General features: G+C 28.1%; 22 protein-coding genes. All 22 read left to right on the forward strand.

Going from position 1 to position 22741, the window contains the following annotated elements; translation table 11 throughout:
• Positions 1 to 41 precede the first annotated feature (41 nt).
• Positions 42 to 1088 (forward strand): IS1595 family transposase, encoded by a 1047-nt coding sequence (locus tag HF520_RS00495; protein ID WP_168572168.1) that lies wholly within the window; start codon positions 42 to 44, stop codon positions 1086 to 1088.
• 130 nt (positions 1089 to 1218) lie between these two features.
• Entirely contained in the window at positions 1219 to 1686 is a 468-nt protein-coding gene (locus HF520_RS00500; RefSeq protein WP_168572169.1) for a hypothetical protein, read from the forward strand.
• Between the two features lie 155 nt (positions 1687 to 1841).
• Positions 1842 to 2459: a hypothetical protein gene (locus tag HF520_RS00505; protein ID WP_168572170.1), complete on the forward strand. Its 618-nt coding sequence runs from the start codon at positions 1842 to 1844 to the stop codon at positions 2457 to 2459.
• A 153-nt stretch (positions 2460 to 2612) separates the two neighbouring features.
• Positions 2613 to 3587 carry a dimethylarginine dimethylaminohydrolase family protein gene (locus HF520_RS00510; RefSeq protein ID WP_168572171.1) on the forward strand — a complete coding sequence of 325 codons (975 nt, stop codon included), beginning with the start codon at positions 2613 to 2615 and terminating at the stop codon, positions 3585 to 3587.
• Between the two features lie 542 nt (positions 3588 to 4129).
• On the forward strand, positions 4130 to 4780 hold the full coding sequence (locus tag HF520_RS00515) for a LysR family transcriptional regulator substrate-binding protein (RefSeq protein ID WP_330586283.1): 651 nt from the start codon (positions 4130 to 4132) through the stop codon (positions 4778 to 4780).
• A 339-nt stretch (positions 4781 to 5119) separates the two neighbouring features.
• Positions 5120 to 5584: a hypothetical protein gene (locus HF520_RS15380; protein WP_330586284.1), complete on the forward strand. Its 465-nt coding sequence runs from the start codon at positions 5120 to 5122 to the stop codon at positions 5582 to 5584.
• A 132-nt stretch (positions 5585 to 5716) separates the two neighbouring features.
• Positions 5717 to 5944 carry a hypothetical protein gene (locus HF520_RS15385; RefSeq protein WP_334296645.1) on the forward strand — a complete coding sequence of 76 codons (228 nt, stop codon included), beginning with the start codon at positions 5717 to 5719 and terminating at the stop codon, positions 5942 to 5944.
• 465 nt (positions 5945 to 6409) lie between these two features.
• The gene (locus tag HF520_RS00525) at positions 6410 to 6841 is read left to right on the forward strand and encodes a hypothetical protein (protein ID WP_168572172.1); all 432 of its coding nucleotides are present in this window, start codon (positions 6410 to 6412) and stop codon (positions 6839 to 6841) included.
• 139 nt (positions 6842 to 6980) lie between these two features.
• Positions 6981 to 7277 (forward strand): hypothetical protein, encoded by a 297-nt coding sequence (locus HF520_RS00530; RefSeq protein ID WP_168572173.1) that lies wholly within the window; start codon positions 6981 to 6983, stop codon positions 7275 to 7277.
• 138 nt (positions 7278 to 7415) lie between these two features.
• Positions 7416 to 8807, forward strand: a complete 1392-nt coding sequence (locus tag HF520_RS00535; RefSeq protein WP_168572174.1) for a 3'-5' exonuclease — start codon at positions 7416 to 7418, stop codon at positions 8805 to 8807.
• A gap of 4 nt (positions 8808 to 8811) precedes the next feature.
• Positions 8812 to 9492, forward strand: a complete 681-nt coding sequence (locus HF520_RS00540; RefSeq protein WP_168572175.1) for a DarT ssDNA thymidine ADP-ribosyltransferase family protein — start codon at positions 8812 to 8814, stop codon at positions 9490 to 9492.
• Complete coding sequence (locus tag HF520_RS00545) at positions 9482 to 10183, forward strand: DarT1-associated NADAR antitoxin family protein (RefSeq protein ID WP_207711012.1); 702 nt, start codon at positions 9482 to 9484, stop codon at positions 10181 to 10183. The genes HF520_RS00540 and HF520_RS00545 overlap by 11 nt, the downstream gene beginning before the upstream one ends.
• An 83-nt stretch (positions 10184 to 10266) precedes the next feature.
• The gene (locus tag HF520_RS00550; protein ID WP_207711013.1) at positions 10267 to 10467 is read left to right on the forward strand and encodes a hypothetical protein; all 201 of its coding nucleotides are present in this window, start codon (positions 10267 to 10269) and stop codon (positions 10465 to 10467) included.
• 142 nt (positions 10468 to 10609) lie between these two features.
• Positions 10610 to 11305, forward strand: a complete 696-nt coding sequence (locus HF520_RS00555; protein WP_168572176.1) for a DUF5986 family protein — start codon at positions 10610 to 10612, stop codon at positions 11303 to 11305.
• Between the two features lie 45 nt (positions 11306 to 11350).
• Entirely contained in the window at positions 11351 to 12502 is a 1152-nt protein-coding gene (locus HF520_RS00560; RefSeq protein ID WP_168572177.1) for a helix-turn-helix domain-containing protein, read from the forward strand.
• 18 nt (positions 12503 to 12520) lie between these two features.
• Positions 12521 to 13282 carry a nucleotidyltransferase domain-containing protein gene (locus HF520_RS00565; protein ID WP_168572178.1) on the forward strand — a complete coding sequence of 254 codons (762 nt, stop codon included), beginning with the start codon at positions 12521 to 12523 and terminating at the stop codon, positions 13280 to 13282.
• Positions 13276 to 14010: a DUF6602 domain-containing protein gene (locus HF520_RS00570; protein WP_168572179.1), complete on the forward strand. Its 735-nt coding sequence runs from the start codon at positions 13276 to 13278 to the stop codon at positions 14008 to 14010. Before HF520_RS00565 ends, HF520_RS00570 begins: the two co-directional genes overlap by 7 nt.
• Before the next feature lie 413 nt (positions 14011 to 14423).
• Entirely contained in the window at positions 14424 to 16241 is a 1818-nt protein-coding gene (kdpA, locus tag HF520_RS00575) for a potassium-transporting ATPase subunit KdpA (RefSeq protein ID WP_168572180.1), read from the forward strand.
• A 13-nt stretch (positions 16242 to 16254) separates the two neighbouring features.
• Entirely contained in the window at positions 16255 to 18324 is a 2070-nt protein-coding gene (gene kdpB / locus HF520_RS00580) for a potassium-transporting ATPase subunit KdpB (protein ID WP_168572181.1), read from the forward strand.
• Positions 18325 to 18387: 63 nt separating this feature from the next.
• Positions 18388 to 18993, forward strand: a complete 606-nt coding sequence (gene kdpC, locus HF520_RS00585; protein ID WP_168572182.1) for a potassium-transporting ATPase subunit KdpC — start codon at positions 18388 to 18390, stop codon at positions 18991 to 18993.
• Positions 18994 to 19211: 218 nt separating this feature from the next.
• Positions 19212 to 21908, forward strand: coding sequence for a sensor histidine kinase (locus tag HF520_RS00590; protein WP_168572183.1), 2697 nt, complete (start codon positions 19212 to 19214; stop codon positions 21906 to 21908).
• Positions 21901 to 22599, forward strand: coding sequence for a response regulator (locus tag HF520_RS00595; protein ID WP_168572184.1), 699 nt, complete (start codon positions 21901 to 21903; stop codon positions 22597 to 22599). Before HF520_RS00590 ends, HF520_RS00595 begins: the two co-directional genes overlap by 8 nt.
• The last annotated feature ends 142 nt before the right edge of the window (positions 22600 to 22741 follow it).

Below are 22741 nucleotides of genomic sequence, written 5' to 3' on the forward strand. Positions count from 1 at the left end.
AACTATATTTCAACTAATTTACAGGAAGGATACCTAATATTATGTCAAAAATAGATATAAAAGCTATGATAAAAGATTTAAAAAAGAATGAACTTACAGAGTTAATTTCAGTAGCACAAGAAGTATTAAGTACTTTATTTAATTCTTCTGAAATTAGAGATAATGTTAAAGAAAGTAGATTTTCCAAGGGATACGAATGTCCAAAATGTCAATGTAAAGATGTAAATAAAAATGGGAAATCTAACGGAAGACAAAGATATATTTGTAAACGTTGTCGCACAAGTTTTGATGAGTTTACTATGTCTCCATTCTCTAATACAAAATTAGGCTTAGATAAATGGTTAAAATACTGTGAATTAATGATATTAGGACTTTCTATAAGAAAATGTGCTGAAGAAGTCGGAGTAGGTGTTAAAACGTCTTTTTACATGCGTCATAGGATACTTGATGTAATCAATCTATCATTAAAAAATGATAAGGTTGAAGGTATAGTTGAAGTAGATGAATGCTTTATTAAAGAGTCTTTTAAAGGCAATCATTCTAAAAGTACTACATTTGTAATGCCTAGAAACCCTAGAAAAAGAGGTAAAGGTAAAAATGATAAGAAGAAAAGAGGAATATCAAAAGAGCAGATTTGTATAGAGACAGCAATTGATAGAAAAGGAAATATCCTTATGAGTGCTGTTTGTAACGGTAGAATTACAACAAATCAAATAGTTAACTTCTTTGACAATAAAATATGTGAAGAGACTACTTTTTGCGTAGATTCACATAAATCATATATAGGAATAAAGGACAAGTTGAACATAGAATTAAAGCAAGTTCCTAGAGGAAAATCAATGATAGATAGTGTTTATCATTTACAGCATATAAATGCTCTTCACAGTAGTTTTAAGAGATGGTTAATGCCTTTTAATGGTGTATCCACAAAATATATCAACAATTATTTGGCTTGGTTTAAATTTCTCCAACTAAGTAAGAAGAATAAAAAGGGTGACCGAATTAAAGATATGCTAGTGAATGTAGCTACTAAGGATACATATGTAACTAGAGAAACTATTAGAAATAGATTCATTGAGTTAACCTAAAATAAGGAACTTTACTTCAAATTAATGAAACCATTTTGTAATTGGAAAATAATTGAATATTTTGTATAATATAATCAAGTTCGCAATTGTTATAAAGTGTGAATTAGAAAATAAAAATAGGAGATATTTTATGAGAAAGTATATTTTAATATCATGTATTTGTGCGTGTATATTATCATTAATAGTAGGTTTGGAAAATATTGATTCTAATAAATCAGATGTAGATGAATCAACCAAAGTAGAAGCACAGAATGAGAATGTAATTGATTTTTATGAAAATCCAGTTTTAGTTGATAATGAAGATTTAAAAATAAGTGCTGTAAATCTTCATTATAAGGACAATGCTGGTATGATTGAACTAATCATAGAAAATAAATCTGATGAATTGATTTCTGTAAATTTAGATAAACTATTTTTTAGCGATAAAGAAAGAGATGCACACCTTTCATGCAATATAAATTCAAACTCTAGTGCTAATGAATACATATATATAGAAAGTATTACTTCAATAAATGATTTTCATGACAAAATAGAAGGAACTTTAAATGTTTTAATGAATAAAAATAATAACCAGTATGAGTTTATGTTTAAAGGATAATTTACAATTTTAATCTATTACGAATAATTTATAGTAAGTTATAGAAGCAACCACATCTTAGAATTCAATGTATTGAAAAGTCTAAGGTGTGGTTCTTTTTATGCAATATTTATCACGAAGAGGGCTAACATAGCCAATTATTTAAATCTACAGGTATGTCACTAGAATTAATAAAGCAAATTTTAAGCTCACAGACTAATTTAGAGTTTATGGTAGAGAACATAAGGAATCAATCAAAAGTAGTTGAAGAAAAAATGAAAGAATTATCAGCTATAAAAGAATACCTAGATTATTTAGATAGAGAAATATCTCAAAATATTGAATATGGACTTAATAAAGTATTTATAAAACATAATGAAAAGCGGAGATATCTAAATTATGATGTTATATCGCATAGCCCACAAGAACTAGATTTAAATTTAAGAGATGTAATGTTGGATTTAGATAAAAATATAAAGGAATTTACTGGGACATTAGGGGCAACAGTATCATACAAAGAATTAAAAGAAGAAGATAATATTATATATAAAGGATTTAAAGTTTTTGTCAATGAAGACAAAGATACAAGATATTTAGAAGAAGGTGAGTATGTAACCATAATATATGAGGGTGGACCAAGAGATTCAATTATATATTATAGAAAGTTGTTAGATTACATAAATGAAAATAATATTGAGGTAGTTGGAGACTTTAATGAGACATGGATTATTGGAAAAATGGATGAAAACTTGGAAGAAAAAAGTTTAATAAAATTAGATATATTAAAAAAGTAAATAAATGGTATTGACCCTAACCTAACTGGAAGGTTTATTATTTTGTAAGCAAGGGACTTAAGAATGAAATATCAGGGTGAAAAAATTTTATTCAAATAGATAAAGTAAATAGTAATCTAGCTACAAAATATATAGAAATTAAAGGAGATTTATATGAAAAAAGAAACAGTTATGGTAAAAAGTGAGTTTGCACCTTTAAAGAAAGTTGTTTTAACGCAATCTGAATTTATATTTCCTATGAATACTATCGGTAAAGATCCAGCAGAAGTATTAGATGAAGAAATTTTAGAAATGTATAAAGATGTAGATGGAAAAAGTTATGAAGAGGCATTTCCAGAAAGACAAATTAAATGGGAACAAGAAAGAGAAAATTTAAAACAAGTACTAGAGAAGTATGGGGTCGAAGTTGTCAGACCTCGTTTATTAACAGACTATGAAAAAGAAACTGGCAAGGAATATGGATGTAGCAACTTTTTTGTTAGAGACCCATTTTTTACAATAGGAAATAATATAATAGAAGGATCACTACGATATCATCATAGAAGAAAAGAAATTTTACCTATACGTAGTATTTTAGAAACTATTGCATATTCTAGTAATGCCATGTATGTATCAGTACCTATGGTAGATACTTCAGAAGGGTTAGATTCAGAATTAGGACCGTATTTAGAAGGTGGAGATGTTTTAGTTCTTGATAAAACAGTTTTTGTAGGAAATTCAGGACAAGCATCAAATGACAATGGATATAAATGGTTAAAATCTTTTTTAGGGCATTTTGGATATAATGTAGTGCAAGTACAATTAAAAAGTAATGTATTACATTTAGATTGTGCATTAAGTTTAGTAAGAGATGGACTAATGATTGTATGTGAGGAAGCTTTAATAAATGGCATTCCAGATGAGCTAAAGAGTTGGGAGAAAATATTAGTACCTTACAGTGATGTATCAAGATTAGCTGTAAATGGATTACCGGTTAATGATTCAGTATATATTTTAGACCCGGAGTTTGAATATATAGGAAAACAATTAATTAGTAAGGGTATAACTGTTGAATATATTGATTTTGAAATTTCAAGAAGTTTAGGTGGCTCATTTAGATGTAGTACACAGCCATTATTAAGATATTAAATAATGGTACAATTAATATTTTAGATAAAGATATTTATAAAAATTTAATGGTGGATATGATTGCAGTGATTCATATCCACCATTGAAATCCACAAAACACATTGATAAATTATCCATGTGATTTTTTTATAAAAACAATATAATCTATAATACATATATACTAAAAATTTTATAGTAGATATTCAAAATAACAATAGAGTAGATAATTCGGTAAGATTTGTTGTTAATACATTGGGTTGTAAACTTAATTATCTTCAGTTAAAATAAGTTTATTAATTTAACAGGGGGATACAAATTATGACATTATAACAATTGAAATATGTAGTAACTATAGCTGAAAAAGGAAGTATAAGTGAAGCTGCAAAAGAATTATTTTTATAACAACCAAGTTTGCTAACGCTATAAAAGAATTAGAAAGAGAGATTCAAATTACGATATTTCATAGAAATAATAAGGGAATTATAATATCTAACGAAGGGGATGAATTTTTAGGTTATGCAAGGCAAGTTCTACAACAGATGAATCTTTTAGAAGAAAAATATATGACAAAAAGAGAGCATAAGCAAAGATTTTCTGTATCTACTCAACACTACTCATTTGCGGTAAATGCATTTGTAGATATTATAAAATATTATGGAAATAAAAATTTCGATTTTACACTTAGAGAAACACAGACTTATGAAATTATTGAAGATGTTAGTCGTATGAAAAGTGAAGTTGGAGTACTTTATATGTCAAATGAAAATGAAACTATTTTAAAAAGAATAATAAATCAAAGTAATTTAAACTTTGAGCAAATCTTTATTACAAAACTACATATATTTATAAGTTCTGATCACCCTTTAGCAGATAAAGAAATAATTACATTAGAAGATTTAGAAGAATATCCTTATCTCTGCTTTGAACAAGGAAATTATAACTCTTTTTATTTTTCAGAAGAGATATTAAGTACAATGCAAAGAGAGCAACAAATAAAAGTTAGGGATAGGGCTACTTTATTTAACTTAGCAGTTGGATTAAATGGATATACAATAAGCACAGGTGTAATAAGTAAAGAATTAAATGGAGAAAATATAATATCAAAAACTCTGGATGTAGATGAAACAATTAGGGTAGGTGTGATAACTCATAGAAATTCATCGTTAAGCAGATTAGCTATAGCTTATATAGATGCTATTAAAAGACATGTTTGATATAGTTTAAAACTATAGCAAACTATAAATCACAAGTATTATACAATAAATGCCTTTTACTATATACTTTTTTTAAGATAAATAAAGAAAGGGATTGGGATATACGAGTGAATTGAGAGTTAGAAATGCACCTTTTCGTGCATATATCGTGGGGATTTTTTTAAGACCGGAGTATTAAAAAAAGGCAAGAGAAAATTATAATAAAGTTATAACTTTAGAAGAATTAAAATCTATAGAAGATAAAGCAATAATAGATTTAGTTGCTAAACAAAAAGAAGTCGGATTATCAGTTATCACTGATGGAGAGTTTAGACGTAGTTGGTGGAACTTAGATTTTATGTGGGACTAAAAGGAATTAAAAAGATAGAAGTTGAGGAAGGATATAAATTCCATGGAGAAACTACTCGCGCGGAATCAGCTACAGTATGTGGAAGAATATCTGGGGATCAGCATCCATTTGTTGAACATTTTAAATTTATAAAAGAATTAGAAGACGATACGGTTATCGCAAGGCAGACTATACCAGCACCAGCTCAGTTACTTGCAGAGCTTCAAAGAGGATTAAACTTAGATGAAACACGTAAATATTACAATGATGATGAAGAGTTATTTAGAGATATTTCTAATGCTTATAAAACTGCAATTTTAGATTTATATAATGCAGGTTGTAGAAATATACAGTTAGATGATTGTACTTGGGGAATGTTCTGCGATAAAGAATATAGAGATGCTATAAAAGTACAAGGTATATCTTTAGATGATGTTGCAAGGTCTTATGTTAAATTAAATAACCTAGTTATTTAAGGTATTACAAAAGATTTATGTATAACTACTCATGTTTGTCTTGGAAATTACAATTATACATGGGCATCTTCTGGAGGATATGCTCCTATTGCACCGATATTATTTGGAGAAGAAAATGTATCAGCATACTATCTGGAATTTGACGATGAACGCTCTGGAGATTTTGAACCATTAAAATATATCAATGGAGATAAACAAGTTGTATTAGGATTAATTACGAGTAAAAATCCTAGATTAGAAGATAAAGAAACTATTATTTCAAGAATTAAAAAAGCAACGGAATACTTACCTATAGATAGAATATGTGTAAGTCCTCAATGTGGATTTGCATCTACAGAAGAAGGAAACAAATTATCTTAAGAAGAGCAATGGAATAAAATTAAATTAGTATTAGAAATCGCAACTGAAGTTTGGGAAACTAATATGGAAATGGTTAAAGCTTAATTAAAAAATCGATTGATATTATATAATATAGAGAGATATTGACATAGTCTTATGTTAATATCTTTTTTGATTATATAATTAAATATGATGAAGAGATAGAAAATAAAATACTGGATATGATAGCTACGATTCATCTCCACCATTCAAACCCTCGAAAATGAGGATAAAGAACTACTAAGTTTATGGCTTAGTAGATTTTTTATATCATAATTTTAAATGTAAATTATTTTGACATAGTAACTGTATAGAATTAATATTATTAAATTAAATAATAACAAAATTACTTTTAAAAATTTTTTTTTCTATTTAATTATGCAAAATTCGACAGATGGTATAAGTTATAATATTGCTGAAGAATTTTAAATTTGGAGGATATGGACTATGAGTTATATGATGAAAAAAAGTAGAGTACTTCAAGCTTTAGAAGAAATTGGACTAAGACAAATATTTGAAATAACAAATGAAACTTCTAATGGGGTTCTTATTCAATGTGAACAAACTATGGGAAATGGAAAATGTGTAATATCATTAGAACTAAATGATCGCCCATTTAGTTGTATTTACTATAGTTTAGGAAAATTAACTAATTTAGGTAAAAAAGATAATATGATAGAATTATTTAATTCATTTAATGAAGACAATGTACTATTAAAATTTTATTTAGATAGCAATAACTGTATAATGGCGATGGTTACATATATAGCTACTGAAGATGAATTTAATGGAGATTCATATTCTTCTCTTATAGTGCCAGCTTTTAAATCTATAGAAGATAATTATTATAGCAAGATAATGAGAGTTATGTGGTCATAATATTGACAATAAAAGTAGTATTAATAATTTAAAATATGGGGGATTTTATATATCACAAATTTATGTTATGGAAAAAACAAATGAATTTCTTAAATCTATTGGGCATCAACCCACGGATTTTCAACCATCAGGATACACGATGTTTACAGATGGTAAAAATGTAAAAGTTTTTTTATATCCATTGAAAGGTTTTTTAAATTTAGGGGTTATACCAATAGATAGAAAGTATAATATAACTCAAGATATAAAATTTACTATACCTAGATTAAGGGTAGGACTAGATGAAGCTTTTATAAAATATCAACCGCATAAAACAAATTCAGAATTAATGTATTGGATACCAAAAGAACAGCTTACAGTTCAAAATATAACGGAGGTATTTAATTACATACTAAACAATGTAAAAAAGATATTTGAACAATTTGAAGAAAAGTAGCATAAATTTTTATTATTAATTATAAATATTTATAATTAATAATAAAAATTTTATAAATTAAGTAAAAAAGACATTCATTGATGGGTGTCTTTTCTATTTATTAAAAGGGATTATATAAATACATGGAGGATAAGTATAATGTTTAAATTAAAAGGAAAACAACAAGAGGTTTTATATTTACCTCAAAGTGGTCATGGTGTAATTTGTGGAGTAGCAGGTAGTGGAAAAAGTGTATGTGCTGTGATGAGGGCAAAATATATACAAGAATTAACAAAAGGAAGAGTATTACTGTTAACATATAATAATTCATTAATAAACTATATAAAAGACATACATAATGATTTAGATAAAATAGATGTAACAACATATCATAAATTTGCAACTAGGTGCATGAGAGATATTGGAATACTAGGATATAATGAAATACTTAGTAAGGATTGGGAAAAAAAGGAGTTAATAAAGAGGGCTATAAATAATGTTAAAAAGTTATATTCAAATATATCAGTTTTTAATAGGAATATAGATTTTTTTGTTGATGAAATTCAATGGATGCAAGGTTTTGGTATGTTGAATTCAAATGAGTATGAAAATGTTGAAAGAAGTGGTAGACGAAGTGCTAGGCTTTTAAAATCAGATAGAAAATATGTGTTTAAAGTATATGAAGAGTATGTCAAATTAAGAAATCAAACAGGTAAAAAATATGATTGGGATGATTGTGCATTTTACTTAAATAAATATTTAGAGCATGAGGTAATTCCTACAGAATATGAATGTATAATTATTGATGAAGGTCAAGATTTTACTCCTATGATGATACAATCATTAGTTAATTATATGAAGGAGAGTGGGAGTATTTTATATCTTGGAGATCAAGCTCAACAGATATATGGAAAGGGAAGAATGCCTTGGAAACAACTTGGACTAAAAATTAGAAAGGTTTATACTTTGGATGAAAATCATAGGAATACAAAACAAATAGAGAAATTAGCTAATAGTATTAGGGTTACATTAGATTTGGAAAAAGATGATGGATTAATTTCTATGAATAGTTCTAAGGAAGGAAAAAAACCTATAATTGCATCTTTTAGCAATAGATACGCAGAAAATGCTTATATAATAGAGCAAATTATAGATTATTCAAAAAAAGGTAGCACTTGTATAGTTGTAAAAAAGGATGATTTAAAATATTATGAATCTCTATTAAGTGAGGAAGAAATATCATATACAACTATAGATCGAGAGGTTAAAGGAATTACAAGAACAAGGGGAGTTTTTATAAGTAATTATCATGCAATAAAAGGATTAGAATTTGATAATGTCATAATGGCAGGATGTTCGAATGATATGTTTTCAAACTATTTACAAAATCTTAATGATGAAGAAAAGAAGGAAAAGGAATTAGAATTATCTAGAATTATATATGTAGGAATAAGTAGAGCTAAGGAAAATTTAATAATATCTCATTGTGGTGAATTGCTGAATATAATTCCTAAAGATAATAATATATGCAACTTTTATGTAGGAAAATAAAACTATGAATAAAGAAATATTGGATGAGATGAATAAACGAGGGATTAGTAGGTTATGTCATTTTACAAAGGCTAAGAATATTCCTCATATACTAAATAATTTTAATGGTGTTTTATCTACTGATGATATACCAGAATATTATAGAGAGGTAAATGATGAACATAGATTTGATGGGAAAAAAAATTACATATGTTGCTCTATAGAATATCCGAATGTATATTATCTAGATAGAATTAAGGATAATGATAAGTTATTTAATGAATGGGTTATAATTTGTATAGATCCTAAAATAGTATTAGAAGGTAATATTTTATTTTCAAAAGTTAATGCAGCTACAGAAAGAGGAAAATATATAATGTCAGGTATAGATGGATTAAAGTCTATTTATAGTGAAGAAATAATTACGAATAAAAGAATTATAAGAAGAAGCAGTAATTTACCTATTTCTTGTGCTACTGATATTCAAGCAGAAGCTATGATTTTAGGAAGAATTGACAAAAAATATATAAAAGAGTTAATTTTCCCTAATGAGCAACAGGCTAGAATGGAATATACTAGGATGAAGTTATTAGGTATAGGAAAAGAACTAAAATTAAAGATATGCCCAGATTTATTTAAAAGAGAATTAAGAAACTATTTAAACAAAGGGCGTATACCAAAGGAGATAGAATACAATGGCGATTAGACCAGTTTTTCAAGTTGGCAAAGATAAAGATACAAGCGTAAATGTTATAAACTATGAATTCAAATGGTATTCTGGATTTTCAAAATCTCAAAAGCAAAAAAGCATTTATGATTTGCATAAGTCTTATTTAGATAACAATAATAAGAATAGTAAAATTTTAGAAATATCTACCAGTTCACCTGATGAATTAGGTATTAAGTTGAGTGCATTTAATTTAATGATAAAAAATCAAAATAATGAGGAAGTTTGTAGTGTAGAGAGTTTATTTCAATCTTGCAAAAAATTTGAAAATGGTGGACCATATAAAGATATTATTACAAAAAATTCGAGAGATGCTAAAAAAGATTTGAGACTTAAGAATTCAGGTGATTTGGTATGTTTTTATTACAAAGACCAAGAATGGCCATTAGAACCAAGAACGCTTTTTTATGATTGGATATATATGAATACTTTAAATCAGTACAAGGATTTAAAAGAAGAAATAATTAAATATGATGCATTTACTGATATAGAGTTTAACCCTAAAAAATCCATAAATTGTCAGGCAAGATCAGCTGCACTATACGTTTGGCTTTTTAGAAATAATATGTTAGATAAGATATTGGGCTCTGACAAGGAGTATAAGAAGTTTTTTAAAGGCTATTCTAATATAAATGACACTCAATTAAAAATCGATTTATTTATTGACTAATTACAAGATTTGGATATCAAAATAAGTTAGTTATAAATAGAATTTATAAAGAATAAGACCTTGTAACAGAAGATTAAATTAGAATGATGTTTGGGAAGTTTAAAGAATTTGTTTTAATAAGAAATTTACCAGAGTGTAAGAAGTTTATAGGAGATTATGTGAAAGAAGTGATAGTGTATAAAGACCACGTTGAGGCTATATTCAACGTGGTCTTTTCTTTTTATGAAGATAATATAATTCTCGATGCAATGATAACTGCTATAAGAAATGATATTAGATTATAAGAAATAGTATTATCATATATTTTTAAAATTAACAAATATAATAGAAAAAAATAAGTATAATATATGAATTACTTGACAAAAATAGAAAATATAGTAAAATTAATTTATAAATATAAATAATAAGGGTGTGATTATTATAAATTTGAATAGGAATGGAGATTTTAGAAGTATAATAGCTCAAGCTATAAAGGATGCTTATACTGAAGATATAAGAGAATTAAAATATAATTATGAGTTAAAAACTTTTAGTAGTAGACATGCTTTGGCTAAAGATCTTTTGAATACATATGTTTTTAAGAGGTTAGAAAAAAATAGATTTATAATTGAAAAGTTTAATAGAGGAGCACATGAATTTATTTCTATATATGACAAGAAAGAAAAAAGCCTATATTCTTTAATGAAAATGAAAACATTTAAAGGCCTAGAAAAGTCAAAGAAAAAGAAAAATGTACATTATTTAGAATCCTTAGGACTACTTAATAATAATATAATACCAAAGGAATCTCAAATTGAATTTTTCGAGGATGAATATAGACAAAGTTTAATGAAAGAGTTATTAGTTAAAATTGTTAGTAAAGAAGTAGTTGATGAAGTTGAAGTACATAAATTAATAACTTTTGATATAAAAAATAATGAGTTAACTTCGATATCAGTATTCAAATTAAATTCACAGCTAGATATAATAGATGAGGAGAGTTGGAATGAATATATCGGAGTTAGCTATGATGATATAGGTACTAGAGAGTTAAATATGGATACGATTAAAGAGGACTATGCTTTAGAAGAAGAAATCCCATTGGGTATAAAAGGTACGGATATACAAATAAAAGTTAAATAAAAGAAGGAAGGGTTTAAGCCTTCCTTTTAGGAGGCTTAATAGATTATGTTAAAAAATAGAAGTTTTAATGGAGTTAGGCTAAAATCCGCAAGAATATATAGAGGCAAAACAATTTCTCAATTAGCAGATGAAACGGGTGTTAGTAAGCAGGCCATATCACAATTTGAGAATAATAAAACAACTCCTGGATTTGAAACGTTAATAAAACTCACTAATAGTCTAGAGTTTCCAAAGGACTATTTTTATGAAGAAGATGATGTTTCTATAATAGTAGGAAATACTTATTTTAGAGCTCAGGCTTCTATAACAAAAAAAGAAGAGGCATCTTATGCAGAAAAGTTATCAATATTTGCAAAGCTATATACTTTTATAGAAGATTATATTAATTTTCCTAAGTTAAATATACTACAATTGGATCATAGTAATGATATTGATGATGTAGAGTTTATATCAGAAAAACTTAGAGCATACTGGGGACTAGATGATAAACCTATTGTTAATCTTGTAAATGTAATGGAGAGAAATGGATTTAAAATAACTTCTTTTGATACTGAAAATTCTAAGGTAGATGCTTTTACTCAAATGCAAAAAGTAAATAATGAAGTAAAATATTTTATTGCTTTGGGTAATGATAAAAATTCTGCTGTAAGAAGACATTTTGACTTGGCTCATGAGCTAGGTCATATAATGCTACATGAATGGGTAGAAGATACCAGTACTATATCAAGAGAAGAGTACAAAAAAATAGAAAATCAAGCAAATGAGTTTGCAGGATCATTTTTACTACCTAGAAGAGGATTTTTAAATGATTTGATATATCCTAACAATTTAGACTTTTATGTAGAATTAAAACAAAAGTGGAAAGTTTCAATAGGAGCTATGCTTATTAGAGCATATAAGCTAAATGCTATAACATATAATCAATATCAATATATGATAAAACAAGCATCAAAAAGAGGATGGAGAACATGTGAACCTTTAGATGATAAGATACCATTACCAAAGCCAGTATTAGTTAAAAAAGCATTAGAAATGCTTATTGAAAATAATATTCTTACAAAGTCACAAGTAGTAGATAAGATACATAATAGTGGTATAAGTATAAGTAGAGAAGAGATAGAATTCCTTTTAGGCTTAGAAAGAGGAATGCTAAAAGTAAAAGATGAGTCGAATAATATTATAAGTATAAAACTTTAGAATTAATAGGGGGATAAAATGACGCAGTATGAATATGTAAGGAATATTTTAGAAAAGTACAAGCATTCCGATATAAAATCAACTAATGAAATTTATAATATTCAAAGATTAGAAAAAATGATAACTAATTGGGCAGGGAATAACTTAAATAGTATAAAGTTATCGGGCTCAAGAGCTAAAGGAACTGCATTAAAAGGGGGAGCAGATTTAGATTTATTTATATCTATAAATCAAAATACATTACTAACATTAAAAGAAATGTATACATCATTATATGACTATATGATAACTAATGGTATGAAATGTAGAAAACAAAATGTATCAATTGGGTTAGAAATAGATGGAATTAATATAGATTTAGTTCCAGGTAAAAAAAGATTAGGGAATACAAATTATCATAGTCTATATTTAAATAAAAAAGATTCTTGGACACAAACTAATATAGATGAACATATAACTTTAGTAAAGAATTCAGGTAGAATAAATGAAATAATTCTATTAAAAGTTTGGAGAATGTTGCATGAAATAGAATTTCCATCTATATATTTAGAATTAATTACAATAAAAGCTTTAAAGTATAAAGATAAAAATAATTTAGCAGAAAACTTTTTATACCTACTAAAGTATTTATCAGATAATATTTTAGATATAACAATAGTAGATCCATCAAATACAAATAATGTGATTTCAGATGACTTGTATATATATGAGAAAAAAATAATTGCAGATAAGGCTAAAGAAAGTTTATGTAAAAAAACATGGGGAGAAATTATATGGTAGATAAAAGTAAAAAGATGGATATAAAAATATTATTTAATGGCCTTCAAGAGCAAATGAAATGTAAACTTACAACTAATAGAAGTATAATTCAACATCCAGGAACTAAAGGGGATGCGAGTGAGCTTAATTGGATAGAAATATTACGTAAATATTTGCCCAAAAGATATAGTGTAGATAAAGCGTTTATTGTGGATTGTTATAATAATATAAGTGATCAAATAGATATTGTGATTTATGATAGACAATATTCTCCATTTGTATTTAATCAAGATGATGTTAAGTATATACCGGCTGAAAGTATATATGCTATATTTGAAGTAAAGCAGGAATTAAATAAAGATAATATATTGTATGCATCAGATAAAGCTAAAAGTGTAAGGAGATTACATAGAACATCAGCTAAAATATATCATGCAGGAGGATGTCACCCACCTAAAGCTCATAGTAAAATATTAGCTGGAATACTCACTTTATCATGTTCATGGTCAGAAGGATTGGGTTCTACATTTAAGAAGAATATGAAAGAGTTATGTTCAAATGGAGAATTAAATTTAGGATGTATTTTAGAGTCAGGATCATTTAAATATAATGATGATGTATTAGAAATAAAAGATGGAGATAATGCATTAATGTCATTCTTTTTAAATTTATTAATAGAGTTACAAAAGCTAGGAACAATACCTGCTATGGATATAAATTATTATTTGGATGCATTAGATAGAGAATAAATATTTTATACATAATAATATCACGAAGACATTATAGTTTTACAACTTTGATTAAAAATTGTGGATTTGATTTTTGCGATTCATCTCCACCATTGAAATTCACGAAAAAGTATTATAAAAATTGATTCTGTAGATATATAATATACGATATCTACATTATATAATGCCACGAATAAAAAGTTAAGATTGAATAAAAAAGGTGAACTTAGATTAAGTTCACCTTTTTTTATGCAATCTTAATACTATTTTAATACATTCCATATATGTCTTAACACAATTTTAAAAGTGCAAATTATATACTTGATTTATACAAAGGAGGATTTATATATGCAAGTATTAATTGGTATTATCGGTTTAGTAGCCACAACTTTATTAATTTATTATTTTGTAATTCTTATGAGGGGGGACAAATAATGACACATACAATTTTACAGTATGTATTTTACTTAGCTATTCTAGTTATTCTTGCAATACCATTTGGCGGATATATAGGAAGAGTAATGAATGGAGAAAAAGTATTTTTAACAAAGATAATATCTCCATGTGAAAAATTTTTATATAAAGTGATGAGAGTAAATGAACATGAAGAAATGAATTGGAAGAAATATTTATGCTCTATACTTTTATTTAATGTTATAGGTTTTATATTTCTCTTTTTATTGCAAATTCTTCAAGGAGTATTATTTGGAAATCCACAAAAGATACCTGGAGTATCTTGGGATTTAGCATTTAATACAGCAGTAAGTTTTATTACGAATACAAACTGGCAAGCATACAGTGGGGAATCAGGATTAAGCTATTTAACTCAAACTCTTGGGCTTACAGTTCAAAACTTTGTATCGGCTGCAACAGGAATTGCCGTATTATTTGCACTAATTCGTGGTTTTATAAAAGTAAAATCAAATGGACTTGGGAACTTCTGGGTTGATATGACCAAGACCATTTTATATATATTAATACCTTTAAATATAGTAGTTTCTGTAGGTCTTGTATCTCAAGGTGTTGTACAAAATTTAAAACCAGCAGAAACAGTTCAATTACTTGAACCAATTGCTATTGATAAAGAAGGTAATATTATTGAAAATGCTATTATAGATACTAATTCAAATACAGTCTCAGTAGATGGAAAAATTGTAGATGATGCAGAAATAATAAAAGAAGAAATTATACCTTTAGGACCAGCAGCAAGTCAGGTTGCTATTAAACAAACAGGTACGAATGGTGGTGGTTTCTATGGTACAAATTCAGCACATCCACTTGAAAACCCAACAATTATTTCGAATCTAATAGAGATGATTTCTATTTTACTTATACCAGCAGCTTTATGCTTTACATTTGGTAAGTGTGTTAATAATAAAAAGCAAGGTACAGCTATATTTATGGCTATGTTTATAGTATTAGTATTAGCACTTGGTACAGTTGCTGTTAATGAGCAATTAGCAACACCACAAATTGCTCAAAATGGAATGGTTGATATATCTACTGTTAATCAAGCTGGTGGAAATATGGAAGGTAAAGAAGCACGCTTTGGTATAGTTGCTTCATCTACATGGGCAACATTTACAACTGCTGCATCAAATGGATCAGTAAACTCTATGCACGATAGTTATACACCACTTGGTGGTATGGTAACCATGTTACTAATGCAACTTGGTGGAGTTATATTTGGTGGTTCGGGATCTGGTCTTTATGGAATGCTTATATTTGTAATATTAACAGTGTTTATTGGCGGACTTATGGTTGGAAGGACACCAGAGTTTTTAGGGAAGAAAATAGAACCATTTGAAATGAAATGGGCAATGTTAGTTTGTCTTGCTACTCCAATTGCTATTTTAGTTGGTAGTAGTATAGCAGTAGTTTTCCCTGGTATTGAGGAGAGCCTTGGGAACTTAGGTGCACATGGATTCTCAGAATTACTATATACTTATTCGTCAGCTGGTGGTAATAATGGATCTGCATTTGCTGGATTTAATGCAAATACAGTATTTTTAAATATAACTTTAGGATTTGTAATGTTATTTGCAAGATTCGTACCAATGATAGGAGTATTAGCTATTGCAGGAAATCTTGCTAAGAAGAAAAAAATAGTAACAACATCAGGGACACTGTCTACAACAAATGGATTATTTGTATTTATGTTAATAATAATAGTTCTTTTAGTTGGAGCACTTAGTTTCTTCCCAGCGCTTTCACTGGGTCCAATAGCAGAATACTTTAGTTCAATATTATAGGGGGAGTTAGAAGATGGAATTAAAAACACAAACATCTCTTGCTGATAAAAAAACATTAGTAAGAGCTGTTAAAGATTCATTTATAAAGTTAAAACCAAAAACACAAAAAGAAAATCCTGTTATGTTATTAGTTTATATATCAGCTATTTTAACAAGTGTACTTTGGATAGTATCTTTATTTGGAATTAAAGATGCACCCTCTGGATATACACTAGCCATAGCTATAATACTTTGGCTTACTGTATTATTTTCAAATTTTGCTGAAGCTATTGCAGAAGGAAGAGGAAAAGCTCAGGCAGATTCTTTAAGAGCATCGAAAAAAGATGTTGATGCATATAAGATTAATTCAATAGAAGAAAAGGACGAAGTAACAGTAGTTTCTTCATCTACACTAAAAAAAGGTGACATTGTAATTGTTAAGGCAGGAGAACAAATACCTGCTGATGGTGAAGTAATAGAAGGTGCGGCTTCTGTTGATGAAAGTGCTATAACTGGAGAATCTGCTCCAGTTATCCGTGAAAGTGGTGGTGACCGTAGTGCCGTTACAGGTGGAACTACTGTTACTTCTGACTGGATAGTAGTTAAGATAACAAGTGAACAAGGTGAGAGTTTCTTAGATAAAATGATTGCAATGGTTGAAGGTGCTGCAAGAAAGAAAACACCAAATGAAAAGGCCCTTGAAATATTTCTTGTTGCTTTATCTATAATATTTATTTTAGTAACTATGTCACTTTATACTTATTCAATATTTGTATCAAAACAAGTTGGTGTTGAAAATCCAACTTCTATTACGACTTTAGTAGCATTACTTGTATGTTTAGCACCAACAACAATAGGAGCTTTACTTTCTGCAATAGGTATAGCAGGTATGAGTAGACTTAATCAAGCTAACGTACTTGCTATGAGTGGTCGTGCTATTGAAGCAGCAGGAGATGTTGATATATTAATGCTAGATAAAACTGGTACAATTACACTTGGAAATCGTCAAGCAAGTGAGTTTATACCTGTTGATGGAACATCTCCTGAAGAATTAGCTGATGCAGCACAATTATCTTCTTTGGCAGATGAGACTCCAGAAGGAAGAAGTATAGTTATTTTAGCAAAAGAAGAGTTCGGTATAAGAGGTAGAAATCTAAATGAAAAAGATATTAAATTTATACCTTTCACAGCTAAAACTCGTATGAGTGGAGTTGATTACGATGGAGATGAAATTAGAAAAGGTGCAGCAGATTCGATTAAAGATTATATAGTAAAATCTGGAGGAGTTTATAGTCAAGAATGTGAAGATGCTGTTGTAAAAATATCTAATCAAGGTGGAACACCATTAGTAGTTACAAAAAATAAGAAGGTGTTAGGTGTAATACACTTAAAAGATATAATTAAACAAGGTGTTAAAGAAAAGTTTGCAGATTTAAGAAAAATGGGAATAAAAACAATAATGATAACAGGAGATAACCCTCTTACTGCTGCTGCAATAGCTGCCGAAGCTGGGGTAGATGATTTTCTTGCAGAAGCTACACCAGAAGGTAAGTTAAAATTAATAAGAGATTTTCAGAGAAAAGGACATTTAGTAGCTATGACAGGTGATGGAACAAATGATGCTCCAGCTCTTGCTCAAGCAGATGTTGCTGTTGCTATGAACTCTGGAACACAAGCAGCTAAGGAAGCTGGTAATATGGTTGACTTAGATTCTTCTCCTACTAAATTAATAGATATAGTGCGTATAGGTAAACAACTTTTAATGACAAGAGGTAGTTTAACAACTTTTTCAATTGCTAATGACCTTGCTAAATATTTTGCCATAATACCATCACTATTTTTAGGATTATATCCTCAACTTTCAGCATTAAATATAATGAATCTTTATAGTCCTCAAAGTGCAATATTATCAGCAATAATATACAACGCATTAATAATTATTGCATTAATACCGTTGGCTTTAAAAGGTGTAAAATATCGTGAAGTATCAGCAGAGAAACTTCTTTCTAGAAATCTTTTAATATACGGATTAGGAGGTATTATAGCTCCATTTATATCTATTAAAATAATAGACGTGATATTAGTATTCTTTGGTTTAGTATAAGAAAATAATTATGATAATGAATAGATGTATAATTTTTTTATATATAATTGGAGGTAATAAATTATGAGTAATATTAAATCACTTTTTACTAATGCTATACTATCATTTGTAGTATTTACATTAGTTTGTGGTGTGTTATATACAGGATCTATCACAGCTATAGCTCAAGTTGTGTTTCCTGAAAAATCTAATGGAAGTATTATAGAAGTAGATGGTAAGAAATATGGATCAGAGTTAATTGCTCAACAATATACTGATGAAAAACATATGTGGGGACGTATAATGAAAATAGATACAGTAACATATACTGATGAGAATGGTAAGAAATTAATGTATTCAACACCCTCTAATTTAAGCCCTGCTAGTGATGAATATAAGGAGCTTGTTTCCAAAAGAGTTAAAGCAATAAAAAGTTATCATGGATATAATGCTGATAAACCAATTCCAGTTGATTTAGTTACAGTATCTGGTAGCGGCCTAGATCCTCATATATCTCTTGCTGCTGCTCAATATCAGATTAAAAGAATTGCAGAGAATAATTATATAGATGAAAGCCTAGTTGAAGAGATAGTTGATAAATGCACAGAGAAACCTTTTTTAGGATTCTTAGGTGAGACAACTGTTAATGTTCTTAAAGTTAATTTAATGATTGATGGAATATTATCATAATATGATTATTATAAAAAGTATATTATACGAAAGTACAAAACTTATGATAAGGGTTTTGTACTTTTTTAGTATAAAAAGTTATAGGATAAGATTGATTAATAGTTTTATTTTAAATGTATATTAAATTATAAAACTTTCTTAATAATAATGATATAATGAGATAATTATCAATATTATATAATTTGTTATACATTTATTATACATTGGAGGAAATATGTATGATAGAAAAAAGGGCAAATCCTGATAGGATTTTGAAAAAGATAAATGAAGAAGCTGAAAGGCAGAAACGTGGACAATTAAAAATATTTTTTGGTTATGCAGCCGGAGTCGGGAAAACTTACGCAATGTTAGAGGCGGCTCATTTAGCAAAAAAGCGTGGTATAGATGTAGTTGTAGGATACATAGAACCACATACAAGACCAGAAACTATGGATTTACTAAAAGGGCTTGAAGTGTTGCCAACTAAATCCATATCACATAAGGGGATAAATTTAAATGAATTTGATATAGATAGTGCAATAGAACGAAATCCAGAATTAATTTTAATTGATGAATTAGCACATACAAATGCAAGTGGTTGTCGTCATTTAAAAAGATACCAAGATATTAATGAATTATTAAAATTAGGAATTAATGTTTATACAACAGTAAATGTTCAACACATAGAGAGCCTTAATGACATCGTTGCATCTATTACAGGAGTAATGGTGAGAGAGAGAATACCTGACCATATTTTTGATAATGCAAGTCAAGTTGAACTTGTTGATATAGAACCAGAAGAATTAATAGAAAGATTAAATAACGGTAAGATATATAAAGCTAAGCAGGCTCAAATGGCCATAGAAAATTTTTTCTCATTAGAAAACCTTACTGCATTAAGAGAAATATCTCTAAGGCAAACAGCAGATCATGTTAACAGAATATCTGAAAAGGTTAAAAATATTCAAGAAAATGAGTATTTTACAGATGAAAATATATTAGTTTGTTTATCCTCATCTCCTTCTAATCCTAAGATAATAAGAACTGGAGCTAGGATGGCTAAAGCATTTAAAGGAGAATTTACAGCTTTATTTGTTGAGACATCTGATTTTGAGAATATGGATAATGAAGATAAAAAGAGATTGAGAAGTAATACTCGTTTGGCACAACAACTTGGAGCTAATATTGAAACAGTTTATGGAGATGATATAGCTTTTCAAATTGCAGAGTTTGCAAGGTTATCAGGAGTATCAAAGATAATTCTTGGAAGAAGCAGTATAAAAAGAAAGTTTTTATTTGGGAAAATGTCTTTAACAGAAAGGCTTACTTCATATGCTCCTAACCTTGATATATATATTATACCTGATAAATCATCATTAAATTATTATGGTAAAAAAATAAAAAAAACTAAACAAAAATTCACATTAGTAGATTTTTTAAAGTCACTTTTGATTTTAACTATATCTACTATACTGAGCTTTATTTTCCATTCATTAGGGTTTGGTGATGCTAATATAATAACCGTATACATATTGGGAGTGCTAGTTACTGCAGTTGTAACAGAGAGTAAACTTCAAAGTATTATATCATCATTAATTAGTGTTTTTGTATTTAATTTATTTTTTATTAATCCAAGATTTACGTTTGGTTTTTATGATGAAGGATACTATGTGACATTTATTATTATGTTTATATCCGCAATGCTTACTGGTTCTTTGGCATCAAAAATAAAGGAACAAGTAACTCAATCTACACAGATTGCTTATAGGACAAAAGTATTACTTGAAACTAATCGACTTATACAACAAGCTAATGATAGAGATGGAATAATAAAAGTAATTGCTATACAACTAATGAAATTACTAAATAAGGATATAGTTTTTTATAGTGCAAATGATGGGAAGTTGTCAGAGCCTATGATATTTCCTATTAATGAAGCTAATATAGATTTATCAAGTTATGTTTCGGAAAATGAAAAAGCAGTAGCTCAATGGGTATATAAGAATAATAAGCGTGCAGGTGCGACGACAAATACACTTGGAAATTCAAAATGTTTATATTTTGCTATAAGAGTTTCTGGAAGAGTTTATGGGGTTATCGGAATAGCAATAGAAAATGAACCAATAGACTCTTTTAATAATAATATTATGCTATCAATGCTAGGAGAATGTGGAATAGCTTTAGAAAATGAGTTTATACGCAAACAAAAGGAAGAGGCAGCAACGTTAGCTAAGAATGAGCAATTAAGAGCAAATCTTCTTCGTTGTATATCTCATGATTTGCGTACGCCTCTTACTGGTATTTATGGTAATGCATCTATGTTATTAAATAATGAAGATAAAATTTCTAAAGAAAATAAAGAACAGATTTATTTAGATATATATGAAGATTCTTTGTGGCTAATAAATCTTGTAGAAAACTTATTAGCTGCTACAAAAATTGAAGATGGAAGTATGAAGATAAAGTTAGAGGGAGAATTTGTAGAAGAAGTTATAAATGAAGCACTACGTCATATTAAAAGAAAAAATATTAATCATACAATTGAAATAACACAAGATGAGGACTATCTTCTAGCTAAAATGGATGCTAGGTTAATTATTCAGGTCATTATAAATATTGTAGATAATGCTATTAAGTATACACCTGAAAATTCTCATATTCATATTCATACGAAAAAAGTAAATGATATGATTATGGTAGAAATTAGTGATAATGGAAATGGATTGTCAGATGAGGAAAAAGAGAAGATATTTGAAATGTTTTATACTTCAAATAATTCTATTGTTGACAGTAAACGTAGCTTAGGGCTTGGGCTAGCTCTTTGTAAATCCATTATTACTGCACATGGAGGAGAAATAGGTGTAGTGAATAATATTCCACATGGAACAAAGTTCTATTTTACTTTAAAATCTCAGGAGGTAAATTTGCATGAATAAGCCATTGATATTAGTCGTGGAAGATGACAATGCTATAAAAAATTTAATCACAACAACACTAGAAGCTCATAATTATAAATATCATGTTGCTCAAACAGGAAATTCAGCAATACTAGAAGCTGTATCTAATAAGCCTGATGTAATATTTCTTGATTTAGGATTGCCTGATATTGATGGTATAGATATTATCAAGAAGATTAGATCATGGTCAAATGTACCAATAATTGTTATTAGTGCAAGGTCTGAAGATAAGGATAAAATAGAAGCATTGGATGCAGGCGCAGATGATTATTTAACAAAACCTTTCTCAGTAGATGAGTTGCTTGCAAGGCTTAGAGTTACTTTGCGTAGATTAAATAATATTAGATTAAATGCAGGTGATGAAAGTTCAGTATTTAAAAATGGTGATTTAAAAATTGATTATATGTCTGGATGTGTTTATCTTAATGAAGAAGAAATACATTTGACACCGATAGAGTATAAGCTGATTTGCATACTTTCTAAAAATACAGGAAAAGTACTAACACATAAATTTATAACTAAGGAAGTTTGGGGGAGTTCATTAGAGAGTGATGTATCTTCTTTACGTGTATATATGGCTGTCCTTAGGAAAAAAATTGAATTGGATACCTCGAATCCTAAATATATACAAACCCATGTAGGGGTTGGGTATAGAATGATGAAGATATAATATTAAAATTTTGAAGATAAATAAAATAATTAATTTAAAGAAAATTGAGAATTTATAGTTGACTCACGAAGTGAGTTTTGCTAGAATAAATTTAAAATTTATAAAACGTAATTACTTTGTTCGCCAAGATAAGTAATTATTG

Source organism: Romboutsia sp. CE17, from assembly GCF_012317385.1.
Taxonomy (GTDB): domain Bacteria; phylum Bacillota; class Clostridia; order Peptostreptococcales; family Peptostreptococcaceae; genus Romboutsia_E.